Annotated in this window: 21 protein-coding genes; 14 read left to right on the top strand and 7 right to left on the bottom strand. The window is 72.3% G+C overall.

The genetic code is table 11. The annotated features are described in order from the left end of the window. Positions 1-52 precede the first annotated feature (52 nt). A complete protein-coding gene (locus ACZ6TB_RS18880) occupies positions 53-244 on the top strand; it encodes a CsbD family protein (protein ID WP_465555800.1) in 192 nt (63 codons plus the stop codon). 92 nt (positions 245-336) lie between these two features. On the opposite strand, the gene ACZ6TB_RS18875 is transcribed toward ACZ6TB_RS18880, so the two are convergent. Next, a complete protein-coding gene (locus tag ACZ6TB_RS18875) occupies positions 337-1,698 on the bottom strand; it encodes a KamA family radical SAM protein (RefSeq protein ID WP_465555799.1) in 1,362 nt (453 codons plus the stop codon). Positions 1,699-1,830: 132 nt separating this feature from the next. On the opposite strand from ACZ6TB_RS18875, the gene kdd reads away from it, so the two are divergent. The 9 genes from kdd (at position 1,831) to ACZ6TB_RS18830 (ending at position 11,799) form a co-directional block, all read left to right on the top strand. Continuing rightward, positions 1,831-2,862, top strand: coding sequence for an L-erythro-3,5-diaminohexanoate dehydrogenase (gene kdd / locus ACZ6TB_RS18870; protein ID WP_465555798.1), 1,032 nt, complete (start codon positions 1,831-1,833; stop codon positions 2,860-2,862). Then, complete coding sequence (locus tag ACZ6TB_RS18865) at positions 2,859-4,394, top strand: amidohydrolase (protein ID WP_465556055.1); 1,536 nt, start codon at positions 2,859-2,861, stop codon at positions 4,392-4,394. Before kdd ends, ACZ6TB_RS18865 begins: the two co-directional genes overlap by 4 nt. Positions 4,395-4,427: 33 nt before the next feature. After that, the gene (kamD, locus tag ACZ6TB_RS18860) at positions 4,428-5,984 is read left to right on the top strand and encodes a lysine 5,6-aminomutase subunit alpha (RefSeq protein WP_465555797.1); all 1,557 of its coding nucleotides are present in this window, start codon (positions 4,428-4,430) and stop codon (positions 5,982-5,984) included. Then, positions 5,981-6,721, top strand: a complete 741-nt coding sequence (gene kamE, locus ACZ6TB_RS18855; protein WP_465555796.1) for a lysine 5,6-aminomutase subunit beta — start codon at positions 5,981-5,983, stop codon at positions 6,719-6,721. The genes kamD and kamE overlap by 4 nt, the downstream gene beginning before the upstream one ends. Then, a complete protein-coding gene (kal, locus tag ACZ6TB_RS18850) occupies positions 6,718-7,083 on the top strand; it encodes a 3-aminobutyryl-CoA ammonia lyase (protein ID WP_465555795.1) in 366 nt (121 codons plus the stop codon). Before kamE ends, kal begins: the two co-directional genes overlap by 4 nt. Continuing rightward, the gene (locus ACZ6TB_RS18845) at positions 7,080-8,357 is read left to right on the top strand and encodes a glutamate mutase L (RefSeq protein WP_465555794.1); all 1,278 of its coding nucleotides are present in this window, start codon (positions 7,080-7,082) and stop codon (positions 8,355-8,357) included. Before kal ends, ACZ6TB_RS18845 begins: the two co-directional genes overlap by 4 nt. A 464-nt stretch (positions 8,358-8,821) precedes the next feature. Next, entirely contained in the window at positions 8,822-10,429 is a 1,608-nt protein-coding gene (gene lnt / locus ACZ6TB_RS18840; RefSeq protein ID WP_465556054.1) for an apolipoprotein N-acyltransferase, read from the top strand. Next, entirely contained in the window at positions 10,426-11,211 is a 786-nt protein-coding gene (locus ACZ6TB_RS18835; RefSeq protein WP_465555793.1) for a polyprenol monophosphomannose synthase, read from the top strand. The genes lnt and ACZ6TB_RS18835 overlap by 4 nt, the downstream gene beginning before the upstream one ends. A gap of 51 nt (positions 11,212-11,262) precedes the next feature. Further along, positions 11,263-11,799, top strand: coding sequence for an FxsA family protein (locus ACZ6TB_RS18830; protein WP_465555792.1), 537 nt, complete (start codon positions 11,263-11,265; stop codon positions 11,797-11,799). 74 nt (positions 11,800-11,873) lie between these two features. Here the strand turns inward: ACZ6TB_RS18830 and ACZ6TB_RS18825 are convergent, their stop codons facing one another. The 3 genes from ACZ6TB_RS18825 to ACZ6TB_RS18815 all read right to left on the bottom strand — a co-directional run bounded on the left by ACZ6TB_RS18825 (position 11,874) and on the right by ACZ6TB_RS18815 (position 14,829). Next, positions 11,874-12,212: an RNA polymerase-binding protein RbpA gene (locus ACZ6TB_RS18825; protein WP_020517072.1), complete on the bottom strand. Its 339-nt coding sequence runs from the start codon at positions 12,210-12,212 to the stop codon at positions 11,874-11,876. Between the two features lie 324 nt (positions 12,213-12,536). Then, positions 12,537-12,860 carry a hypothetical protein gene (locus ACZ6TB_RS18820; RefSeq protein WP_465555791.1) on the bottom strand — a complete coding sequence of 108 codons (324 nt, stop codon included), beginning with the start codon at positions 12,858-12,860 and terminating at the stop codon, positions 12,537-12,539. A 790-nt stretch (positions 12,861-13,650) separates the two neighbouring features. Then, a complete protein-coding gene (locus tag ACZ6TB_RS18815; protein WP_465555790.1) occupies positions 13,651-14,829 on the bottom strand; it encodes a coiled-coil domain-containing protein in 1,179 nt (392 codons plus the stop codon). Between the two features lie 180 nt (positions 14,830-15,009). Here ACZ6TB_RS18815 and ACZ6TB_RS18810 point away from each other — a divergent pair, with 180 nt between their 5' ends. Next, positions 15,010-15,216 carry a hypothetical protein gene (locus ACZ6TB_RS18810; RefSeq protein WP_465555789.1) on the top strand — a complete coding sequence of 69 codons (207 nt, stop codon included), beginning with the start codon at positions 15,010-15,012 and terminating at the stop codon, positions 15,214-15,216. On the opposite strand, the gene ACZ6TB_RS18805 is transcribed toward ACZ6TB_RS18810, so the two are convergent. From ACZ6TB_RS18805 to ACZ6TB_RS18795, 3 genes are read right to left on the bottom strand one after another with little or no spacing between them, the layout of a single operon-like run. Next, entirely contained in the window at positions 15,167-16,000 is an 834-nt protein-coding gene (locus ACZ6TB_RS18805; RefSeq protein WP_465555788.1) for an alpha/beta fold hydrolase, read from the bottom strand. The two genes, ACZ6TB_RS18810 and ACZ6TB_RS18805, sit on opposite strands and share 50 nt — an antisense overlap. Positions 16,001-16,034: 34 nt before the next feature. Continuing rightward, a complete protein-coding gene (locus ACZ6TB_RS18800; protein WP_465555787.1) occupies positions 16,035-16,688 on the bottom strand; it encodes an SRPBCC family protein in 654 nt (217 codons plus the stop codon). 2 nt (positions 16,689-16,690) lie between these two features. Then, complete coding sequence (locus tag ACZ6TB_RS18795) at positions 16,691-17,305, bottom strand: ArsR/SmtB family transcription factor (protein WP_465555786.1); 615 nt, start codon at positions 17,303-17,305, stop codon at positions 16,691-16,693. Between the two features lie 67 nt (positions 17,306-17,372). Here ACZ6TB_RS18795 and ACZ6TB_RS18790 point away from each other — a divergent pair, with 67 nt between their 5' ends. The 3 genes from ACZ6TB_RS18790 to mycP are packed head-to-tail and all read left to right on the top strand — an operon-like array spanning position 17,373 to position 20,477. Continuing rightward, complete coding sequence (locus ACZ6TB_RS18790) at positions 17,373-18,389, top strand: phosphotransferase (RefSeq protein ID WP_465555785.1); 1,017 nt, start codon at positions 17,373-17,375, stop codon at positions 18,387-18,389. Positions 18,390-18,416: 27 nt separating this feature from the next. Further along, on the top strand, positions 18,417-19,178 hold the full coding sequence (locus tag ACZ6TB_RS18785; protein WP_465555784.1) for a class I SAM-dependent methyltransferase: 762 nt from the start codon (positions 18,417-18,419) through the stop codon (positions 19,176-19,178). Positions 19,179-19,235: 57 nt separating this feature from the next. Further along, on the top strand, positions 19,236-20,477 hold the full coding sequence (mycP, locus tag ACZ6TB_RS18780; RefSeq protein ID WP_465555783.1) for a type VII secretion-associated serine protease mycosin: 1,242 nt from the start codon (positions 19,236-19,238) through the stop codon (positions 20,475-20,477). The last annotated feature ends 233 nt before the right edge of the window (positions 20,478-20,710 follow it).

Here is a 20,710-nt window from a genome sequence, read left to right as displayed (position 1 = left end):
AACGCGCATCGGGGGCAAAAGCTTGTCGAAAGACAACCATGGAGGGTTGACGATGAGCTTCACCGACAAGGTCAAGAACGAGGCCGACGAGCTGGCCGGTAAGACGAAGCAGGCCGTCGGCCGCGCCACCGACAACGAGAGCCTGGTGGCCAAGGGCGAGGCCCAGGAGGCTTCGGCCGAGGCCCGCAAGGCCGCCGAGCACGTCAAGGACGCCGGTAAGGACGTCAAGGACGCGTTCAGCTAGTCAGCAGGACAGTTGAACAGGACAGTTGAAACGGCCCCGGGGCAAAAGAGGAAAAGCCCCGGGGCCGTTTCACACCCCCAGAAGAGCAATGATCAGGCGGAAGCCGAGGCTTCCTGCTTGCGCCACCAGTCCTGGCCGGACTGGGGCAGCGTGTCGATCGGGTCGTAGTACGCGTAGAGCTTCGACAGCGCCTCGTCGTCGTGCTGCTCGATCGACGTGCGGTAGTTCTTGGTCCAGTACGAGATGCCGTGCTCCCGGTCGTAGTCGGTGAGCATGTGCACCCAGCGCTTGCCGACGAACGGCACGTCGCAGACGATCCGCGGGGTGGCGTAGCCGGGCAGGTAGCCCATCATGTCGTGCTGCAGCTGCTGCGCGTACCAGACCGGGACCCGCCAGTGCTCGGCGTTGGGGATCATGTCGCACATGTAGAAGTAGTACGGCAGGATGCCGGCCTCGCCCTGCAGCCCGAAGCACAGGTCGAGCAGGTCGGCCGTGGTCGCGTTGACGCCGCGCATCAGCACGCCCTGGTTGCGCACGTCGCGGACGCCGACCTCGAGCAGCGTCTGGGTGGCCTTGGCGACCAGCGGGGTCAGCGAGTTCACGTGGTTGACGTGGGTGTGCACGGCCAGGTTGACGCCGCGCCGGGAGGCGGTGATGGCGACCCGCTGCATGCCCTCGACGACGTCGGGCTGCAGCCAGTGCTGGGGGAGACCCATCAGCGCCTTGGTCGCGAGGCGGATGTCGCGCACGGTCGGCACCGACAGCAGGCCCATGAGGTACGCCTCGAGCTGTTTCCACGGCACGTTGGCGACGTCGCCGCCGGACACCACCACGTCGCGCACGCCCGGGTGGGCCTTGAGGTAGGTGAGGTGGGCGTCGTAGCGGTCGACCGGCTTGAGCGACAGCTTGAGCTTGTCGACGGTCGGGGTGCTGTTGCCGACCAGATCCATCCGGGTGCAGTGGCCGCAGTACTGCGGGCAGGTGGAGAGCAGCTCGGCGAGGACCTTGGTGGGATAGCGGTGGGTGAGTCCCTCGGCGACCCACATGTCGTGCTCGTGCAGCGAGTCGCGGGTGGCGTGCGGGTGGGACGGCCAGACCGGGTCGCGGTCGGAGGCCACCGGGATCATGTAGCGGCGGACCGGGTCGGCGTAGAACGACTCCGTGCCGGGGGTCTCGGCGGGCACCATGGTGTTGAGCATCTGCGGCGGGACCAGCATCGACATGGTGGCGTGCTGCTGCTGGTCGGCGACCAGGTCGTCGTAGAACCGGTCGTCGAGCAGGTCGCCCATGACCGTACGCAACTGCTTGATGTTCTTGATGCAGTTGACGCGCTGCCATTGGGCGTTCTCCCACTGCGCGGCGGTGACGTCACGCCAGCCGGGGAAGCGGGTCCAGTCCGGCTCGACCAGGGGGCGTCGCTGGTAGTCGTAGGGCTGACCGGCGGGTGCGGTCATCGGTGCCTCCCTGGGTCGGCTGTTCGGACTGAACCAACGTACTGGATAATTTGCGGCCTAGAAACCGTTGGCCCGGAGGATTTACGGTAGGACGGCCGAACAAGGCCTTGATTTCTGGTGAGGGTGGGGTTGATGTCCGCTTCTGTGGGTCTGGAACGGGTGCTGGAGCCGGCCGGTGTGCTGCCGCAGGCGGCGTGGCGTCTCGACGCGAGCCCGGAGATCGGGGCCGACGAGGTGCGCATCGCCGTGGAGCGGCTCAACCTGGATGCCGCGAGTTATCGGCAGCTGGCGGAGAAACACGAGGGTGACGGCGCCGCGATCCGGGCCGAGGTGCTGGAGATCGTCGGCACGCGGGGCAAGATGCACAACCCGGTGACCGGTTCGGGCGGCATGCTGATCGGGGTGGTGGAGGCGGTCGGCCCGCGGTCGCCGCTGGCGCTGAAGGCCGGCGACCGGGTCGCGACGCTGGTGTCGCTGACCCTGACCCCGCTGCGGATCACCGACGGGCTGAAGAACTGGGACGGGAAGTCCGAGCAGGTCCCGGCGGCCGGGACGGCGATCCTGTTCGGCCGGTCGGTGGCCGCCGTGCTGCCCGACGATCTGGCCCCCGAGCTGGCCCTCGCGGTGTACGACGTGTGCGGCGCTCCGGCGCTCACCGACCGGGTCGTCCGCGAGTACGAGGGGGAGAAGACCGTCGCGGTGCTCGGGGGCGCGGGCAAGAGCGGCTCGCTGTCGCTGACCGCGGCCCGCCTGGCCGGCGCCCGGACAGTGGCGGTTGTCCCACACGAGCGCGAGGCGGAAATTGTCCGGAAAGCCGGTCTGGCCGACGCGATCGCGATCGCGGACGCCCGCAATCCGGTCGAAACAGCCCAGGCGGTCCAGACGGCGCTGGGCGCGCCGGCCACGGTAACTGTCGTGTGCGTGGACGTCCCGGGCTGCGAGCACGGCGCGATCCTCGCCACCGCCTCCGGCGGCACGGTGATCTTCTTCTCGATGGCGACCAGCTTCCCGGCCGCCGCGCTCGGCGCCGAGGGCCTGGCCGCCGACGTGACCATGCTGATCGGCAACGGGTATCTGCCCGGTCACGCCGAGTTCGCCGTCGACCTGCTGCGCCGCGTCCCGGCGGTCCGGCAGCTGTTCGAGGCACGCGTCGCGGGACACTGACGCGCATGACGGTTCTCTACACCAACGGCCGCTTCTACTCCGCCGCCGATCCGCGGGCCACCGCCATGCTCGTCCGCGACGGCAAGATCGCCTGGCTGGGCGACGCCGCCGACGCCCCGGCCGCCGACCGGCGCATGGACCTCGATGGTCTGCTGGTGACGCCGGCGTTCGTGGATGCGCACGTGCACGCGACCGACACCGGCCTGGCCTTCGACGGTCTCGACCTGTCCGGGGTGCGGTCGGCGGCCGAGCTGCTGACGCGGGTGACGGCGTTCGCGGCGACCCGTCCGGCGGGCGGGGTGGTGCACGGGCACGGCTGGGACGAGTCGACGTGGGCCGAGCAGACGCCGCCGGCGGCGGACGAGCTCGAGCGGGCGGCGGGCGGCCGCCGGGTCTATCTGTCGCAGGCCAGCGTGCATTCGGCGCTGGTGTCGACGTCGCTGCTGGGCGCGGCGGAGGGCGTGGCCGGCTACGACGCTTCCGGCTGGGTGCGGGAGCAGGCCCATCACGCCGTACGCGCGATCGCGCTCGACTCGCTGACACCGGAGCAGCGGTCGGCGGCGCAGCGCACCGCGCTGGCCCGGGCGGCGTCGCTGGGCATCGCCGCGGTGCACGAGTGCGCCGGTCCGGGCACGTCCAGCGAGGCCGACCTGCGGTCGGTGCTGGCGCTGTCCGGTCAGGGGCTGCCGCTGGTCGCCGGCTACTGGGGCGAGCTGGGCGGCGCGGAGCGGGCGCGGGACCTGGGCGCGGTCGGCGCGGCCGGTGACCTGTACGCGGACGGCGCGCTCGGCTCGCGGACGGCGTCGCTGCGGCACGCGTACCACGACGGCGACCGGGGCGTGGGCGAGGCGTTCGTGACCCCGGAGCAGGCGGCCGAGCACCTGCTGGACTGCATGCGGGTCGGGGTGCAGGGCGGCTTCCACGCGATCGGCGACGCGGCGATCGCGGCGGTGCTCGAGGGCTTCGCGCTGGCGGCGAAGCGGGTGGGCGTCGACGAGGTCCGCGCGGGCGGGCACCGGATCGAGCACGTCGAGCTGATCGACAAGCAGATGATCGGGCGGATGGTCGAGTTCGGGGTGACCGCGTCGGTGCAGCCGGTCTTCGACGCGCTGTGGGGCGGCGCCGACCGGATGTACGCGCAGCGGCTCGGCCGGGAGCGGGCCCTGGCCAGCAACCCGATCGGCACGATGCACGCGACCGGTGTGCCGCTGGCGTTCGGGTCGGATTCGCCGGTGACGGCGCTCGACCCGTGGGCGGTGGTGGTGGCGGCCGCGGCGCCGACCAACCCGGTGCACCGGATGAGCGTGCGCTCGGCGTTCGCGGCGTCGAGCCGGGGCGGCTGGCGGGCGGCCGGGGTGGCCGACGCGGGCGTGCTGGCGCCGGGCAAGGCGGCGACGTTCGCCGTGTGGGAGACCCCGGGCGGGATCGCCGGCGGCCTGCCGGTGCTGCTGCCGGACGTGGACGGCGCCGAGCCGGCGCGGCCGGTCTGCCGGCGCACGGTCCTGACCGGCGAAACGATCTTCGAGGCGTAGAGGTTCGAGGCGTAGAGGGATGAGGGAGCAAGGGTGGCCGGGAAGCTGAATCTGGACCCGCAGGTGGTCCGCAAGGCACGGCGGCTCGCCGCCAAGGCGGGCCGGCCCGTGGTCGACCTCGCCCGGTCACACACCACGGTGTCGGTGGAGCGGGCCGTACTGCGGCTGGCCGGCGTGCAGGGCGCCGACTCGGACGGCATCCCGTGGGTCAACCGGCTGGTCGACGCCGTGCGGGCCGACACCGGGCTCGGCCACGGCGTCGCGCTGCCGGTGTTCCACGCCATGCGGGCGACGGGCGTCGACGACATCACCGTCCTGGCGCAGAAGGCGGCGGCGGGGGCGGTGCGGTTCACCGTGCCGGAGGGCAAGGCGGACGCACTGGCGGCCCGGCGGGCCGCGAAGAAGGCGACCGGCGACGGCGTCCGGCGGGTCGACCGGCGCCGGGCCGAGCGGGACCGGCTGATCAAGAGGTACGGCGACCCGCCGCAGCGCCCGTGGATCTATCTCATCGTGGCGACCGGCGACATCTACGAGGACATCCCGCAGGCGCAGGCGGCCGCCCGGGCCGGGGCCGACGTCATCGCCGTGATCCGGTCGACCGGCCAGTCGCTGCTGGACTACGTGCCCGAGGGCGCCACCCGGGAGGGGTTCGCCGGCACGTACGCGACGCAGGAGAACTTCCGGCTGATGCGGGCGGCGCTCGACGAGACGTCGAAGGAGCTGGGCCGGTATGTGCGGCTGACCAACTACGCGTCCGGGCTGTGCATGCCGGAGATCGCGGCGCTGGCCGGCCTGGAGCGGCTGGACATGATGCTGAACGATTCGATGTACGGGATCCTGTTCCGCGACATCAATCCGATCCGCACCTTCGTCGACCAGCGGTTCAGCCGTCAGGTGCACGCCCGGGCCGGCATCGTCATCAACACCGGCGAGGACAACTACCTGACCACCGCCGACGCGGTCGAGGCGGCCCACACGGTGACGGTGTCGCAGCTTCTCAACGAGTACTTCGCGCACGAGGCCGGCCTGGAGAACTGGCAGCTCGGCCTGGGCCACGCGTTCGAGATCAATCCGGACCTGCCGGAGTCGTTCCGGCTCGAGCTGGCGCACGCGCTGCTGGCCCGGGAGCTGTTCCCGGAGGCGCCGCTGAAGTGGATGCCGCCGACCAAGCACATGACCGGCGACGTGTTCCGTGGCAACCTGCTCGACGGTTTCTTCAACCTGGTCGGCGCGCTGACCGGGCAGGGGATCCTGCTGGTCGGCATGATGACCGAGGCGGTGGTGACGCCGTGGCTGTCCGACCGCGACGTGGCGCTGCAGAACGTGCGGTACGTGCTGAACGGGGCGGGCAACCTGCACGAGGACTTCGTGCCGGCGGCCGGCGGCTTCATCCAGCAGCGGGCTCACCGCGTACTCGGAGAAGCCGTTGATCTGTTGGCGAAGATCGTCGACGACACCCTGCTGAACGCGATCGCCGACGGCACGTTCGGCATCATGAAGCGCCCCGCCGACCGCGGGAAGGGCCTCGACGGCGTCGCGAAGCACGAGGACGGCTACTTCAACCCGGTGACGGAGGCCCTGGAGGCATGAGCATCGTCCGCCCCTACGGGGACACCACCGGCGACGGGATGGTGCAGCTGTCGTTCACGCTGCCGATCCCGCACGACAAGCGGGCCGAGGGCGCCGCGCTGCAACTGGCCGCGAAGATGGGCATGGAACCGGCGCTGCTGGTGCACGCCAAGCAGATGGGTGACGCGTACACCTTCTTCGTGGTCTACGGCCGGGTGAACCACCTGGTCGACACCGAAAAGGTGCAGATCGTCGAGCGTGACTTCCCGCTGCTGAGCGCCAAGGAGGTCAACGCGGCGATCAAGCGGCGGCTGCGGCGGCGGCTGAACGTGGTCGGCGCCTGCATCGGCACCGACGCGCACACCGTCGGCATCGACGCGATCCTCAACCTCAAGGGCATCGCCGGCGAGAAGGGCCTGGAGTACTACAGCGAGCTGTCGGTGACCAACATGGGCGCCCAGGTGTCGGTGCCGGAGCTGGTCGAGACGGCCCGCGCGCAGAAGGCCGACGCGGTGCTGGTCTCGCAGGTGGTCACCCAGCGCGACGCGCACCTGCAGAACACCCGGGCCATGTCGGCGGCGTTCCGCGAGGCGCTGCCCGAGGGCCGGCGGCCGCTGCTGATCGTCGGCGGGCCGCGCTTCGACGAGCTGATGGCCGGCGACCTCGGCGTCGACCGGATCTTCACCCGCGGCACCACGCCCCGCGAGGTCGCCTCCTACCTCGTCCACGCCCTCACCTCCGCCGGGAGCACCAAGTGATCACCGTGACGCACCGCCGCTACGTGCCCTACGCGCACGCCCACTACGCCGGGAACCTGGTCGACGGCGCCTACTCGCTCGGCCTGTTCGGCGACGTCGCCACCGAGGTGTGCATCCGGCTGGACGGCGACGAGGGGCTGTTCGCCTCCTACGACGACGTGCAGTTCAAGGCGCCGGTGCAGGCCGGCGACGTCCTGGAGGTCACCGCGACGGTGACGAAGATGGGCACCCGCTCCCGGAAGATCGCGTTCACGTCGACGGTGGTGTGCCGGGGGACCGGCGGGTCGGCGGCGGTCGTGCTCGAGGAGCCGATCGTGGCGGTGACGGCCACCGGCACGGTCGTCGTGCCGCCGAAGGGATGACCTTCGCCGTCTGCGCCGACGTCGGGTCCACGTACACCAAGGCCTGCCGGGTCGATCTCGCGGCGGGTTCCCTGGTCGCTCGGGCCGAGGTGCCGACCACGGCCGCGACCGACGTGCTGGCCGGGCTGGACGAGGCGGTCGCGGCGGTCGGTGGTTGCTCTTCGACGCCACTGTACGTGTGTTCCAGCGCCGGTGGGGGGCTGCGGCTCGCGGTGATCGGGTACGAGTCGCTCGTCACCGCCGAGGCCGGGCATCGCGTGGGTCTCTCGGCCGGGGCGCAGGTCGTCCACGTCGGCGCCGGCCGTCTTGACGGTCATGCCGTGTCCGCCCTGCGCGCGTCGCGGCCGGACGTGATCCTCCTGGTGGGCGGCACCGACGGCGGTGATTCGTCGGTACTGCTGCACAACGCGCGGCGGCTGGCCACCTCTCGCCTTCGCGTGCCGGTTGTTGTCGCCGGTAATGCCGACATTTCGGATTCGGCGGCGTCGCTGCTGTCCGCGCGGGACATTTCGGTCACCGTGACGTCGAACGTGCTGCCCCGCATCGGCGTCCTCGACCCCGGACCGGCCCGCGCCGCCATCCGCTCGGTCTTCCTGCGCCACGTGATCGGCGGCAAGAAGCTCTCCCGGGGCGGCCGCTTCGCCTCCCTGGTGCGGGCCGCCACGCCCGACGCCGTGCTCGCCGGGGTCGAGCTGCTCGCCGACCTCACCGGCAAGGGCGTGCTGGTCGTCGACGTCGGCGGCGCCACCACCGACGTCTACTCGGCCCTGGTCCCCGACGCCGAGGCCGAGACCGGTCCGCGGCGTGACGTCGCCGGCACGCTCTGGCGTGCCCGGACGGTCGAGGGCGACCTCGGTGTGGCGGTCGGTGCGCCCGGAACTGTGGCCGCTGCCACAACGGAAAAATTGACACTCAAGTTGGCACTACCGGAATCCGGACAACCGGCGACGCCGGAGAGTGATCGATCTCTGGCCGCCGCGGCCGCCGTCGTGGCCCTGCGCCGGCACGCCCGCGGTCACTCTCCGGGACCGGGCCTTCCCCGCACGGGAGGCCGCGACCTGCGGGAAGTCCGCCTGGTGGTTGGCTCGGGCGGGGTGCTTCGGCACGGCGGCGGCCGATATGTGCTGGAAACTGTGCTGGCCGACACGGCCGGCGGCTGGGTCGCCCCGGCCGGGGCGCGAACGGTCGTCGACGAGCGCTATGTGCTCGCCGCCGCGGGCCTGCTGGCCATCGACCATCGTGCCGCGGCGACGGCCCTGTTGAACACGCTGTAACCCGATCGCGTACGGCACATGACACGCCGGGGAACGCGACACGCCCAAGCACGGGGACGCCTGTTGACAGGCGGGCGGGGGCCGGACGTACCTTCTTCAGGTCCTGAGCACGGCAAGCGATCGTTGTCTACTTCGTTCCTCCTCCACTGGCCGCAGTCCTCGCAGGGGTCGCGCGTTCAGCCAGGTCCAGTGGAAGGGGGTCGGCGGGGCGGCAGCGGACCGATCGCGCCGACGGGGGGCAGGGGGTCGGAACGGCGCCAGTAGACAACGGCACGACGGGGGCAGCCAGCCACCGGCGCGCCGGTCCGAAGGCGTACGGGACGTCCTGCTGACCCACCGGCCGCGCTCCGATGGATGAGCAGCACCGACAAGGGAGCACACGAGGCGCGGCCGATCCCGGCCGCGCCTCGTCCCGCCCGTGTTCCCACCTTCAAGTTTCTGCCGGTAGCCTCTCGCGGGTGGAAATGACGCTGCAGCCCCCGGCCGCGCCGCAGGCCACGCCGCCCGGCGAGCCCCCTCGGCGCCTGCCGCTCCCGGTGGCCGTGGCCCTGTCGATCGCGGCCGGCGCGGCCCTGCTTCTCGCCCTGCCGCCCTACGATCTGTGGCCGCTCGCCCCCGTCGGCGTGGCGCTGCTCGGCGTCGCCACCCACCGCCGCCGGCTGCGGGCCGGGCTCGGGCTCGGCTTCCTCACCGGGGTGGTGCTGTTCTTCCCGCTGCTGCGGTGGACCAGCTTCGCCGCCGGCTGGCTGCCCTGGGCGCTGCTGTCGACGGCCGAGGCGCTGTTCGTGGGCCTCACCGGCCTCGCCACGGCCTGGCTGCGGCCGCTGCTGGACCGGTGGCAGGGTGCGTTGTGGGCGCCGCTCCTCGGGCTGCTCTGGGTGACGCAGGAGGCCGCGCGCGACCGGGCCCCGTTCGGCGGCTTCCCGTGGGGGCGGCTGGCCTTCTCCCAGGGCGACGCGCCGAGCCTGCGCCTGGCCGCGTACGGCGGCGCCCCGGCCGTCACCTTCGTGGTGGCCGCCGCCGGCGGCGCCCTGACCGCCCTGTTCTTCCTGCGCCCGTTCCGCGCCCGCCTGCGCCTGGTGCTCGGTTTCGCCGCCGTCTTCGCCGCCCTGGTTCTGCTGCCGGCCGCCCTGCCGGTGGCGTCCGCCGGCGGGCCGGTCAAGACCGTGGCGATCGTGCAGGGCAACGTGCCGCGGCTCGGGCTGGACTTCAACGAGCAGCGGCGGGCCGTGCTCGACAACCACGTCAAGGCCACCCTGCAGCTGGCCGCCGACGTCGCCGCCGGCAAGCAGCCCCGGCCCGACCTGGTCGTCTGGCCGGAGAACGCCAGCGACATCGACCCGCTGCGCAACCAGGACGCGTCGTCGGAGATCGCGGCGGCCACCGCGGCGATCGGCGCCCCGATCCTGGTCGGGGCCGTCCTGCGGACCGACAACCCGAACGACATCAAGAACGCCGGCCTGCTGTGGGTGCCCGGCGCCGGCGTCGACCTCGCCCAGCAGTACGTCAAACGCCACCCGGTGCCGTTCGCCGAGTACATGCCGCTGCGCTCGGTCGCCCGCCTGGTGACCGACAAGGTCGACCTGGTGCGGAACATGCTCCCCGGCGACCACCCCGGAGTGATCAGGACCGGGCCGCTGACCCTCGGCGACGTGATCTGCTTCGAGGTCGCCTACGACGGGATCGTCCGCGACACGGTCACCGGCGGCGCCCAGGTGCTCGCCGTGCAGACCAACAACGCGACCTTCAACGAGGCCGAGGCCCGCCAGCAGCTGGCCATGGTGCGGCTGCGCGCGGTCGAGCACGGCCGCGACTCGCTGATGGTCTCCACCGTCGGCGTGTCCGGCTTCGTCGACACCGACGGCAGCGTCCATCAGGACACGGGGTTCAATGTCAGGGCGGTCCAGGTGCGTGCCATGCATCTGGGTTCGTCGCGTACGCTAGCGACTCGCTTGGGCGTGTGGCCCGAGATCGCGGCCGTCGCACTGACGGTGGCCGCACTGGTCGGCGCGTTCGCCCTGCGGCGGCGCGTCCGGCGCGTCAACGGCGACTACAAGGCGGAGGCACGGTGAGCGACGAAGGCTACCCGGGAGTGGGACGGGTCCTCGTGGTCATCCCGACCTACAACGAGGCGGACAACATCCGCACCATCACCGGCCGGGTCCGGGCCGCGGTGCCCGCCGTCGACATCCTCGTCGCCGACGACAACTCACCCGACGGCACCGGGCAGATCGCCGACGAGATCGCCGACGCCGACGACCACATCTTCGTGCTGCACCGGGCGGGCAAGGAAGGGCTCGGGGCGGCGTACAAGGCCGGCTTCGCCTGGGCCAAGAACAAGGGGTACGACGCGGTCGTCGAGATGGACGCCGATGGCTCGCACGCCCCCGAGGAGCTGACCAAGCTGCTCGACGCCCTGGCCGGCGCCGACGTGGTGCTCGGCACCCGCTACATCCCCGGCGGCAGCGTGCACAACTGGCCGATGCGCCGGCTGCTGCTCTCCCGCGGCGGCAACATCTACATCCGGATGGCGCTGGGCATGCCGTTCCGCGACGCGACCGGCGGCTACCGCGCCTACCGCATGCCGGTGCTCGACGCGATCACCGTGGACACCGTCGCCTCGACCGGCTATTCGTTCCAGGTCGAGCTCGCCTGGCGGTCGTACAAGCACGGCTTCCGGCTCGTCGAGGTGCCGATCACGTTCACCGAGCGCGAACACGGCGTCAGCAAGATGAGCGGCAACATTTTCAAGGAACAGCTGCTCAGGGTCACCGTGTGGGGGGTGCAGTCGCGCCGCGACGACCTGATGCGGCGCCTCGGGCGCAAGCCCAGCCAGGGTTCGACCTGGCCGTGACCGGGCGCCGCCGTGTCATGCTGGAGGAGTAGGCGTGACACGGAGGATCACATGCAGCGTCGAGGATTTGCCCTGCTGCCGCTCGTGCTGGCCGCGCTCGCGGTCGCCGAGGTGGCGGTGTTCCTGACCGTGGCGCACGCGATCGGCGGCGGATGGGCCCTGCTGCTGCTGGCGGCGTTCAGCATCACCGGCATGGCGCTGCTGCGCCGCGAGGGCATCCGCGGGTGGCGGGCCTTCCGCGACGCCGCCGAGTCCGGCCGGCCGCCCGGCCCCGAGGTGAGCAACTCCCTGGCCGGCCTGGGCGGCGCGCTGCTGCTGGCCATGCCCGGCTTCATCACCGGCGTGCTCGGCCTCGCCCTGCTCGTGCCGCCCGGCCGGGTCTTCGCCCGCCGCGGCATCGAGCGTTTCACCGAGCGCCAGGTCGGCGCCGCGGTGGCCGGCGACTTCTTCGGCCCGCGCCGGGTCAAGGTCCGCCGCGGTGACCCGGTCGAGGTCGTCGACGTGATCCCCGAGCAGCCGGTCCGCACCCCCGCCGCCCCCGCCGGCGCGATCGAGGGCGAGGTCATCGAGGGCGAAGTCCTCCGATAGCTGACGCACGCAAAAATGGCCGTCCCCTGATCGGGGCGGCCATTTTCGTGTGGTGCTTCCAGCTGTGGCGCTGGTCAGCGACCCCGGCGGGTGCGGACCTCCTGGAGCCGTTCGTTGAGGATGTCCTCCAGCTCCGAGATCGACCGCCGCTCCAGGAGCATGTCCCAGTGCGTACGCGGCGGCTTGGCCTTCTTCTGCTCGGGCTCGCTGCCGTCCACCAGACGGGCGACGCTGCCGTCGAACTTGCACTCCCAGGTGGTGGGCACCTCGGCGTCGACGGCGAACGGCACCTCGAACTGGTGACCCTTGACGCACAGGTACTCTCGGGTCTGTCGGGGCGCCAGCTCGGTGTTGCGGTCGGACTCGTAGCTGACTGCGCCAAGACGGCTGCCGCGCAGCATGCGTTCGCCCATGATCGGCTTCCCCTCGCTCGTGGTGCTGCTCTCGTTGATGTAACGAAAGGGGCGGCCGTGAGATTCCAGCGGACGCCAAAGCTCTGCACCGCCGTTGTGACGGCGGTGTTAACGCTACGAGCGTAACCGGACCCGGCCCGTTCCCGGCACCGCAGCCCCGTGCCGCAGTGGACCTTGGTCCACTTTACCGGCTTATGGGTGTTCTACGGTTACTGCGATCCCGGTCACCCAGCCCGTTTCGCGGCATTTCGCCGCCCCGTTCCGCTCGTCGTCCGGTTATGTTCGTCCGCTCGCCGCCGAACCTGAGCAGAGTTTGCCCCACGTTCACCCACGTGACGCGCGATACTCCAGGGCCCCGGACAGCACCGCCGCCACGAACCGCGCGTACCCCTCGGGTCCCGACGCCCGGTCCTTCAGGTGCACGGTAGTCGCCTCGCTGAGCCGGAAGACCTCCCGGACCGCCTCGAGCCGAATCTCGAGATCAAGCCCGCCGCCCATGACCACATGATCGACGGTCCCCGCCGCGAACGCCGCCCGCACCTCGTCAAGGCCCGTCGCGACGACATATCGGACGTCCCGGTCGCCGACCGCCGCCCGCACCTCGTCGAGATCAACCCCGCGATAGACCACCAGCAGAACGTTCTTCACCCCGCCACCCCCGCCGTCGCCGGCCTTCCATATTCGACGGTGGCCGCCCGCCCCGCAATGCCCCGCCATGGCGTCGCGCTCGCCGCCCCCTCTTTGCTCTGCTTACCCCCACGCGCCACCGCGTCTTTGCTCTGCTTACCCCCACGCGCCACCGTGCGCCGGCGCCTTTGCTCTGCTCACCTCGGCGCGCCGCAGCATCCGTCGCACTCGCGAGACCCGTCCGGCGCCGTCGCCCTGCTCACCACCAGGCGCCGCCGCATCCGTCGTGCGTGCCCGCCCTGCTCACCCATACGCTCCGGCCCAGTTCAGCCGGCCCATCCGGGTGCGGCGTGGTCCGGCGCGGCCTATGCAGGTGACCTAAACGCCTCCGGCCTACAACGCGACCCCAGCCGCGAATCGCGCCACGACGCGCGCCAAGCAGGTCGCCGCGGCAGATCTTGTAGATTTTCTGCTCGCAGGGAGCACGAACTCTCCAAGGTCTAGAAGGTCGGGCGGAACCAAAGGGGCAAGCGACCCAAATCACCGCCGTATCGGGCCGAGCCCACCGCAACCAGGCAGCGCCGCTGCCCCGGCAGCCCAGCGGTCACCCACACGTCGCAAGAACTCAGCGCCCGAAATCAGACCCGCGGATCATGGCGTCACCACAGGGCCCGCCCTCCTCTGGGGGAAGCCCCCGTCGGCCATTGTGGTCGGAAAATGCGGTGGGGGCGCTTCGAATGCCGGGGGACTGTGGACAAGCTGCCGATGTGGAAAACGCGCGGCTCGTCGGCGGATGTGCTAGCCGGGTGCCTCAGGCGGGCGCCTGCGTGCGGTCCGCCTGCGTCGGCGCCGGGGCGGGCCGTGCGCCTCCCAGCGACGCCAGCGCCGACGCCAAATCGCTGATCTGAGCCGACAGCTGCGCGACCCGCGACTGCGCCCCTTCCGCTTCGGCCCGCGCCCCTGCCAGCCTGCGCTCCAGGTCGGCATGGTCCCGCTCGGCCCGGTCGGCCACGCTCTTCACCTCTTCCCGCGCGCTACGAGCGGCGTCACGGGCGGCCTCACGGGCTGCGTCGCGAGCGGCGCTCAGTGCGGCGTCCCGCTCGGCGACCGCCGCCGTCAGGGTCGCGGCTTCCCGGCGTACGTCCTCAATGGTCTTCGTCGCGGCCGCGAGCCGCTCCGTGAGCTCTCCCCGCGCGGTCTGCAGGTCCGACGCGCGGGCGTTCGCGGACTGTGCTTCCCGCACCGCCCCGGCCAGCGACTGCTCGAGGGTGTCCCGTTCGCGGCGGGCCTGGCGCAGCTCGTCGCGGGCGGTCGCGAGTTCGGTGCGGGACTCCTCGTGGGCGGCGGCGAGCTCGGCGCGGGCCTGCTCGCGGAAGGCGGCCAGCTCGGCGCGGAAGGCGGCCAGCTCGGCGCGGGCGTTGTCGCGTTCGGTCTCGGCCCGGTCCTTGAGGGCGGCGGCCGCGGCGGCGGCCGCGGCGGCGGACGCGGTGGCGGAGGCGGCGGCCTCGGTGGCGGCGGCGGCCCGGCGGTCGGACTCCTCGGCCTCGTGGCGGGCCTCGTCCCGTTCGGCCGCGGCGGCGGCGGTCTGCTGCTGGGCGATCGCGGCGGAGGTCTCGGCGCGGTCGGCGTCGCGGCGGGCGTCGTCGCGTTCGGTGTGGGCGGCGGCGATCTGGCCGGACGTCTCGGCGCGCAGCTCGGCCAGCTGGCGTTCGACGCCGACGGGGGAGAGCTCGGAGTGCAGCGCCTCGGAGAGGGTGACGACCAGCTGGTCGAGGCGGTCGACGACCTCCCAGGTGCGGGCGACCTGCCCGGCCAGGCCGGGGGACGAGCGGTGCCGCATGCGGCTGTTGCGGGAGGCCCGCTGGCATTCGCCGTCGTTGTCGCGGCAGTACCGGAACGGCCGGCCGGCGGCGGCACGTTGCGGGACCGGGCGGCCGCAGTGGGCGCAGGGGCGGGTCTCGGACTCGGTGGTCGCGTCGTTCTCGCTCATCGCCTGCCGACCCTAGGCGCGCCGACTGCGCAAAGGCAGCATCCTAGGACGCTCTACGTGGCGTGCGCGCCGTCACCGGTCGTCAAAAGACGAGGAAAACCAAAAAGGAATCAACGGCGACCCGCCTCTAGACTTGAGAGACGAAGGAAGAGGGCGGCGGTCGGGATGGATCTGCATCGGGTGGGCGCGACGCTGGGCCTTGCCGCGTTGATGCTGCTGGTGGTGGGCGCCGTCGCGGTGATTTACCGGTTCATCGCGTTCTGTCTCGCCGATCTCGCCGGGGCGCCGGCCGTGGCGGTGCTGCCCCGGGAGACCTGGCGGCTGGTGATCGTGTTCCTCATTCCCCTCGGCGGGGTTCTCTATCTGAGGTTCGGCCGGCCGCACTGAGGAACTGCTTGACCTGCGGCGCGATGACCGCCGCCTTGACCATATGGGTCTGGCCGGGCAGGGTGCGGTAGTCGCCGTCGGGAAGGGCCCGGCTCCAAGCCTTCGAACCATTGCGCATGTACGCCGGGCTCTTGCCCCCGTCCATGACCAGCGCCGGCATCGTGGCCCCCGACCAGCGCGCCGGGTCGAGCGGCGCCCCGCGGCCGGTGTCGCCGAGGATGTGCAGGTCGTAGGGGAGTGTCGGGGCGACGGTCTTGAGCTTCTTCCACATCGGGGTCAGGGCCATGACGTTGACCATGAGGGCGGGCATTCCGACGTGCTTCATGAACTTCTTCAGCGCGCCGGAGCGGTCGCCGCGGGCGATCAGGGCCTCGGTGTCGGCGGTGAAGGTTTCCTCGCGGGGCGCGCGGGTGTCGTCGACGATGAACGGCGGCTCGTAGAGGGCGATGGCGCGGATGCCGGTCAGGTGGGCGGCGGCGTCGGCGGCCAGGACGGCGCCGGAGGAGGTGCCGACCAGGTACGCCTCGCCGCCGGCGACGGCGATCAGGGCGGCGATGTCCTCGATCTCGCGCTGCCGGGACCAGGGCAGGGTGTTGCCGCTTTCGCCGCGGCCGCGGCGGTCGTAGAGGTGGACGGTGTAGGTGTCGGCGAGCTCGCGGGCCAGGCCACGGGCGGGGCCGAAGTCGCGGTAGCACATGGCGCCGTCGACGAGGATCAGCGCGGGGCCGGAGCCGGTGGTCTCGTAGGCGATGGTGGTGCCGTCGGCGGAGGTGACGGTGGGCATGGTGGTGGCCTTCCTCGGGAGGGAGTTCGGGGGGTCAGGGGAGTTCGGAGCGGACGGTGACCATCGCGCCGTGGAAGCCGCGCAGGTAGCGGTGGAGGCCGTCGGTGGTGCGGATGCCGAGGGTGTGCGGGTTGACGTAGTAGACGTGGCCGCCGTCGCCGGTGCGGTCGCCCGGTTGCGGGTCGTCACCGAGGCCGAGGGTCTTGCGCAGGTCGGTCCAGGCGGCGTCCCAGTCGGTGACGGGCGGGCCGAACTCGGTGGCGGGGGTGAGGGTGCGGCCGGGGAAGTGGCGCAGGTATTCGGTCAGGGTGGCGAAGAACATGGCGTTGCCGTGCTGCATGGCTTCGAACTCGTCGGCCCAGTCGTCGCCGGGGAGGAAGCCGCTGATGACGGCGCGCAGGACGGTGGCGGATCGGTCGGCGCCCTCGATGAGGTATTCGCTGGCGACGGATCGGCCGTCGGGTGCGTGCTTCCACCCGTACGCGAAATGGTGTGGTTGATCTTCGGTGGTGATCGTGCTGGTGGGCATGAGGCCGTCGCCGAACGCGGTGCGGACGGTGCCGTGGTCGATCTCGGTGCGTCCGACGAACCAGGTGGAGATGCCGGGGCCGGTGGCGATCGCGTCCCAGACCTGGTCGGGGGTGGCGTCGACGGTGGTTTCGAAGTGGGTTTCGAACTCTTTGCCCATGATCATTTCTCCGGGGGTGACAGCGGGGACGACAGCGGGGATGACTGGGAGTCGACGGCGGGGTGGACGGCGACGATGAGGCGGTGCTTGCGGCCGGTGTCGCTGTGGTATTTGCCGATCAGGTGGGTGACGGCGTCGGTGAGCTCGGCGGCGAAGGCGGCGCGGTCGTCGGGGTGGGCGAAGCGGATCTCGCCGTCGAGGGCGTAGGTGGCGACGCGTTGCTGGGCCTGGGTGGCGCCGGTGAGCAGGGTGCCGACGTCGCGGACGAGGCGGCCGGCGAGGGCCAGCAGCCAGCGTGCGGAGAGTCGGTCGGGGGCACGGCCGGGGTCGGGGGCGACGGCGGCCATGGCGGCGGGGGAGATGACGTAGGAGGCGGCGGTGGCCTGCATCATGCGTTCGGTGACGTTGCCTTTGCGTCGTTCCTCGACGAGCTCGATGAGGCCGTGTTGTTCGAGGGTGCGCAGGTGGTAGTTGACTTTTTGCCGGGGCAGGCCGATCTTGGCGGCGAGCATGGTGGCGCTGCCGGGCCGGGCGAGCTCGGCGAGGAGCCGGCTGCGGATCGGGTCGAGGGAGACCTCGGCGGCGGCGGGGTCTTCGATGACGGCTACGTCGTGCATGGGACGACTCTCCCACCGAAAACAAAAGTTGTCCAGCCGAATTTCGTGTTCGGCTATTCTCGTGCCCGTGGACGATCTTTTACGGCCGGGATGGGTGGCCACGCCGCTGACCCACTCCACCGCGAACGAGGTCACCGGCGGGGTCTGGCGGGTGCGGCGGGACCGGGACACCGTGATCCTCAAGCTGGTCACGCCGCGTCGGGCGGGCGCCGCCGCACACCTGGCGGCGAGTGACTCACCCGGGCACTTCAACTACTGGCGGCGCGAGATCCGCGCCTACCAGGCCGGGCTTCCGATGAGCGCGTACGCGGGGATCGCCGCCCCCGCGCTGGAGTCGGTGACCCCGCGCCCGGACGGTTCGGTGGCGCTGTGGCTGGCCGACGTGCCGGGCCGGCCGGGTCCGTCGTGCGGCCCGGCCGAGCTCGGGTCGTTCGCCGTCGCCCTCGGGCGCGGGCAGGCCGGCTGGGTCGGGCGGCCGCCGTCGTACCCGTGGCTGGCGGCGGACTTCCTGCGCGACTACACGCTCGCCCAGCCGGTCGCCGGCGACCTGGACTGGGACCATCCGGTCGTGGCGGCGGCGTGGCCGGCCGGGCTGCGCGACGGGTTGCGGCGGCAGTGGGAGCGGCGGGCGGATCTGCTGGCGCTGGCCGATGACCTTCCGCGCACGCTGTGCCATCACGATGTGTGGCCGATGAACCTGATCGTGACGCCGGGCGGGCCGGTGCTGTTCGACTGGGCGTTCACCGGGCCCGGCGCGGTGGGGGAGGACGCGGCCAATCTGGCGCTCGACACGTTCTTTGACGGGCTGATCGATATCGGCCTGCTCGACGAGGTGCTTCGGGTCGTGACCGACGGATACGTGCGGGGGATGGCCGGCGTCCTCGACCCCGCGGTGGTGCGCCGGGCGATGAAGGTCACGGGGGCGGCGAAGTACTTCTGGCTCGCGCCGCGGATGGTGATGGCGGCCATGCGTCCCCCGTCCGGTGTCGCCGCCTACGACCGGCGGGGGATCGCGGACACGTTCGCGGGACGGGCGCCGGTCCTGGCGGTGGTCGCCCGGTGGGCGGACGAGGTGCTCGGGTGATGGCGCGATCTCGGTAGGGTCGCTGCCGTGACCTCGACGCCGTCCGCCCGCGCCGTCCAGCAGTACGCCGGCACCACCGGGAACCTCACCGCCCGGATCGCCCTGCACAGCTACGGCACCAACCCGCAGGACTGGTTCTCCTGGCTGGCCTCCCGGCTGCCGCTTTCCGGCGACGTCCTGGAAGTCGGCGCCGGCACCGGGAAACTGTGGGCGCACGTCGGGCACGACGCGTTGCGGCTGACGCTGACCGACTTCTCGCCGGCCATGTGCGCGCAGCTGGCCACGATTCCCGGCGCCCAGGTGCGGCGCTGCGACGCGACCAGGCTGCCGTTCGCGGACGGCAGCTTCGACACGCTGATCGCCAACCACATGCTGTACCACGTGGACGATCCGCTGGCCGCGCTGCGGGAGTTCGCCCGGGTGCTGCGGCCCGGCGGGCGGGTGGCGGTGGCGACCAACGGGCTCGACCACATGGCCGAGCTGACCGAGGTCGGCGACGCGATCGGCCGGCCCGGCGTGGACCTGTGGCGGTTCCAGAACGACTTCAGCGCGACCACCGGGCCGGCGCTGGCCGGCCGGGTGTTCCGGGACGTGACGGTGCAGCGGTATCCGTGCGATCTCGAGGTGCCGGCCGTGGCGCCGGTGCTGGCCTACCTGGAGAGCATGGCGGCGGGGCCGCTGTCGGCGGCGCAGCGCGCGGCGGTGCAGGACCTCGTGCAGGCACGGATCGCGGCCGACGGGGTGTTCCGGGTGCGCAAGCACACCGTGCTGATCACCGCCTGCCGCTGAGCTGTCGCACCCCCTCGGTACCATCCATGCAAATCGTTCGAATCGGGGAGTGGCACGATGGGCTGGCGTCGACTGGCGGCCGCTGCGGTGGCGATGTGCGCCGTGTTCGTGGCGCCCGCGCCGGCCCGGGCCGCGGCGGTGTGCCAGCAGGCGGCCCAGCCGCTGCCGGTCGTCAAGGGCATACCCCTGGAGGATCAGGTGTACGCGCCGAAGCGGCTCGCGCCGCTGGCCACCGGCCGGGGTGTGCGGGTCGCGGTGATCGACTCCGGGGTCGACGGCAACCATCCGCAGCTGCGCGGCCGGGTCGACCAGGGCAAGGATTTCCTGCACGGCGACGACAACGGCCTGCAGGACTGCATCGGCCACGGCACCGGCGTGGCCAGCCTGATCGCCGCCAAGCCCGAGGGTGACACCGGCTTCCAGGGCCTCGCCCCCGGCGCCGTGATCGTGCCGGTGCGCATCAGCGAGCAGCAGGAGATCGACGGCAAGGCGGTCGGCGACCGCGGCACCCCGGCCCAGTTCGCGCAGGCCATCGACTGGGCGGCGAACCAGGGCCACGCCCAGGTAATCAACCTGTCGCTCGTGATGACCACCGACAACGCCCAGGTCGAGGCCGCCGTCGAGCGCGCGATCGCGAAGGGCGTCGTGGTCGTCGCCGCCGCCGGCAACCACGGCGACCAGGCCGGCGGCGGTCCCGTGCCGTACCCGGCGGACTACGACGGCGTCATCGGCGTCGGCGCGGTGCAGGCCGACGGCACCCGGGCGTCGTTCTCCCAGCAGGGCCGCTACGTCGACCTGGTCGCCATCGGCAAGGGCGTGACGATGGCCGCCCGCGGCGCCGGCCACACCGCCGAGGACGGCACCAGCTTCGCCACGCCGCTGGTGGCCGCCACCGCCGCCCTGATCCTCGAGCGTTTCCCGAACGCCACGCCCGCCGACGTCGAGCGCCGCCTGGAGGCCACCGCCGACCCGGCCCCCGGCGGCGGCAAGAGCCCCGAGTACGGCGCCGGCCTGCTCAACCCGTACCGCGCGGTCACCGAGACCCTGGCCGCCGGCAATCGCCCGCCCGTCACCCCCGAGGTGATGCACGCCAACAACCCGGCGGCCGAGGCCCTGGCGTCGCGCCGGGCCCACTCCCAGGACATGGCGTTGTGGATCGCCGCGGTCGGCGCCGGCCTGGTGCTGCTGATGGCCGCCGTCGCCCTGATCGTCCGCCGCGGCCGCGAGCGCCGGTGGCGGCCGGCCGATCCCGCGCAGCCCGAGCCGGACGCCGCCGAGCCCGACCGCGTCCGCCTGTAGCGGGCGCCGCCGGCCGCCTGGGCGGGTGCCGCCGGCCGCCTGTAGCGGGCGGCGCCGGCCGCCTGGGCGGGTGCCGCCCGCGTCCGCGCACGGTCCCCACCAGCGCGAGGCCATCGCTGGGGCATCACCATCTGCCCGCCCCCAGCGGGCAAACGACGGACCTCTCCGTGCGCTCGCCCCGCCGGGCCGGCGCGGCATTGCCTGCCCTGCCTCACGCTCTACCCCACCGCGCG

This window comes from Actinoplanes sp. NPDC051537, assembly GCF_055586105.1.
This window is presented reverse-complemented; position numbering and strand designations above follow the sequence as displayed.

Bases quoted from the DNA above. Each gene is read 5' to 3' on its own strand.
- lnt (WP_465556054.1), top strand. From the start codon at position 8,822: ATGACGCTGCAGCCCCCGGCCGCGCCGCAGGCCACGCCGCCCGGCGAG.
- ACZ6TB_RS18830 (WP_465555792.1), top strand. From the start codon at position 11,263: ATGCAGCGTCGAGGATTTGCCCTGCTGCCGCTCGTGCTGGCCGCGCTC.
- mycP (WP_465555783.1), top strand. From the start codon at position 19,236: ATGGGCTGGCGTCGACTGGCGGCCGCTGCGGTGGCGATGTGCGCCGTG.
- ACZ6TB_RS18875 (WP_465555799.1), bottom strand. From the start codon at position 1,698: ATGACCGCACCCGCCGGTCAGCCCTACGACTACCAGCGACGCCCCCTG.
- ACZ6TB_RS18815 (WP_465555790.1), bottom strand. From the start codon at position 14,829: ATGAGCGAGAACGACGCGACCACCGAGTCCGAGACCCGCCCCTGCGCC.
- kdd (WP_465555798.1), top strand. From the start codon at position 1,831: ATGTCCGCTTCTGTGGGTCTGGAACGGGTGCTGGAGCCGGCCGGTGTG.
- ACZ6TB_RS18805 (WP_465555788.1), bottom strand. From the start codon at position 16,000: ATGCCCACCGTCACCTCCGCCGACGGCACCACCATCGCCTACGAGACC.
- kamE (WP_465555796.1), top strand. From the start codon at position 5,981: ATGAGCATCGTCCGCCCCTACGGGGACACCACCGGCGACGGGATGGTG.
- ACZ6TB_RS18880 (WP_465555800.1), top strand. From the start codon at position 53: ATGAGCTTCACCGACAAGGTCAAGAACGAGGCCGACGAGCTGGCCGGT.
- ACZ6TB_RS18795 (WP_465555786.1), bottom strand. From the start codon at position 17,305: ATGCACGACGTAGCCGTCATCGAAGACCCCGCCGCCGCCGAGGTCTCC.
- ACZ6TB_RS18800 (WP_465555787.1), bottom strand. From the start codon at position 16,688: ATGGGCAAAGAGTTCGAAACCCACTTCGAAACCACCGTCGACGCCACC.
- ACZ6TB_RS18825 (WP_020517072.1), bottom strand. From the start codon at position 12,212: ATGGGCGAACGCATGCTGCGCGGCAGCCGTCTTGGCGCAGTCAGCTAC.
- ACZ6TB_RS18845 (WP_465555794.1), top strand. From the start codon at position 7,080: ATGACCTTCGCCGTCTGCGCCGACGTCGGGTCCACGTACACCAAGGCC.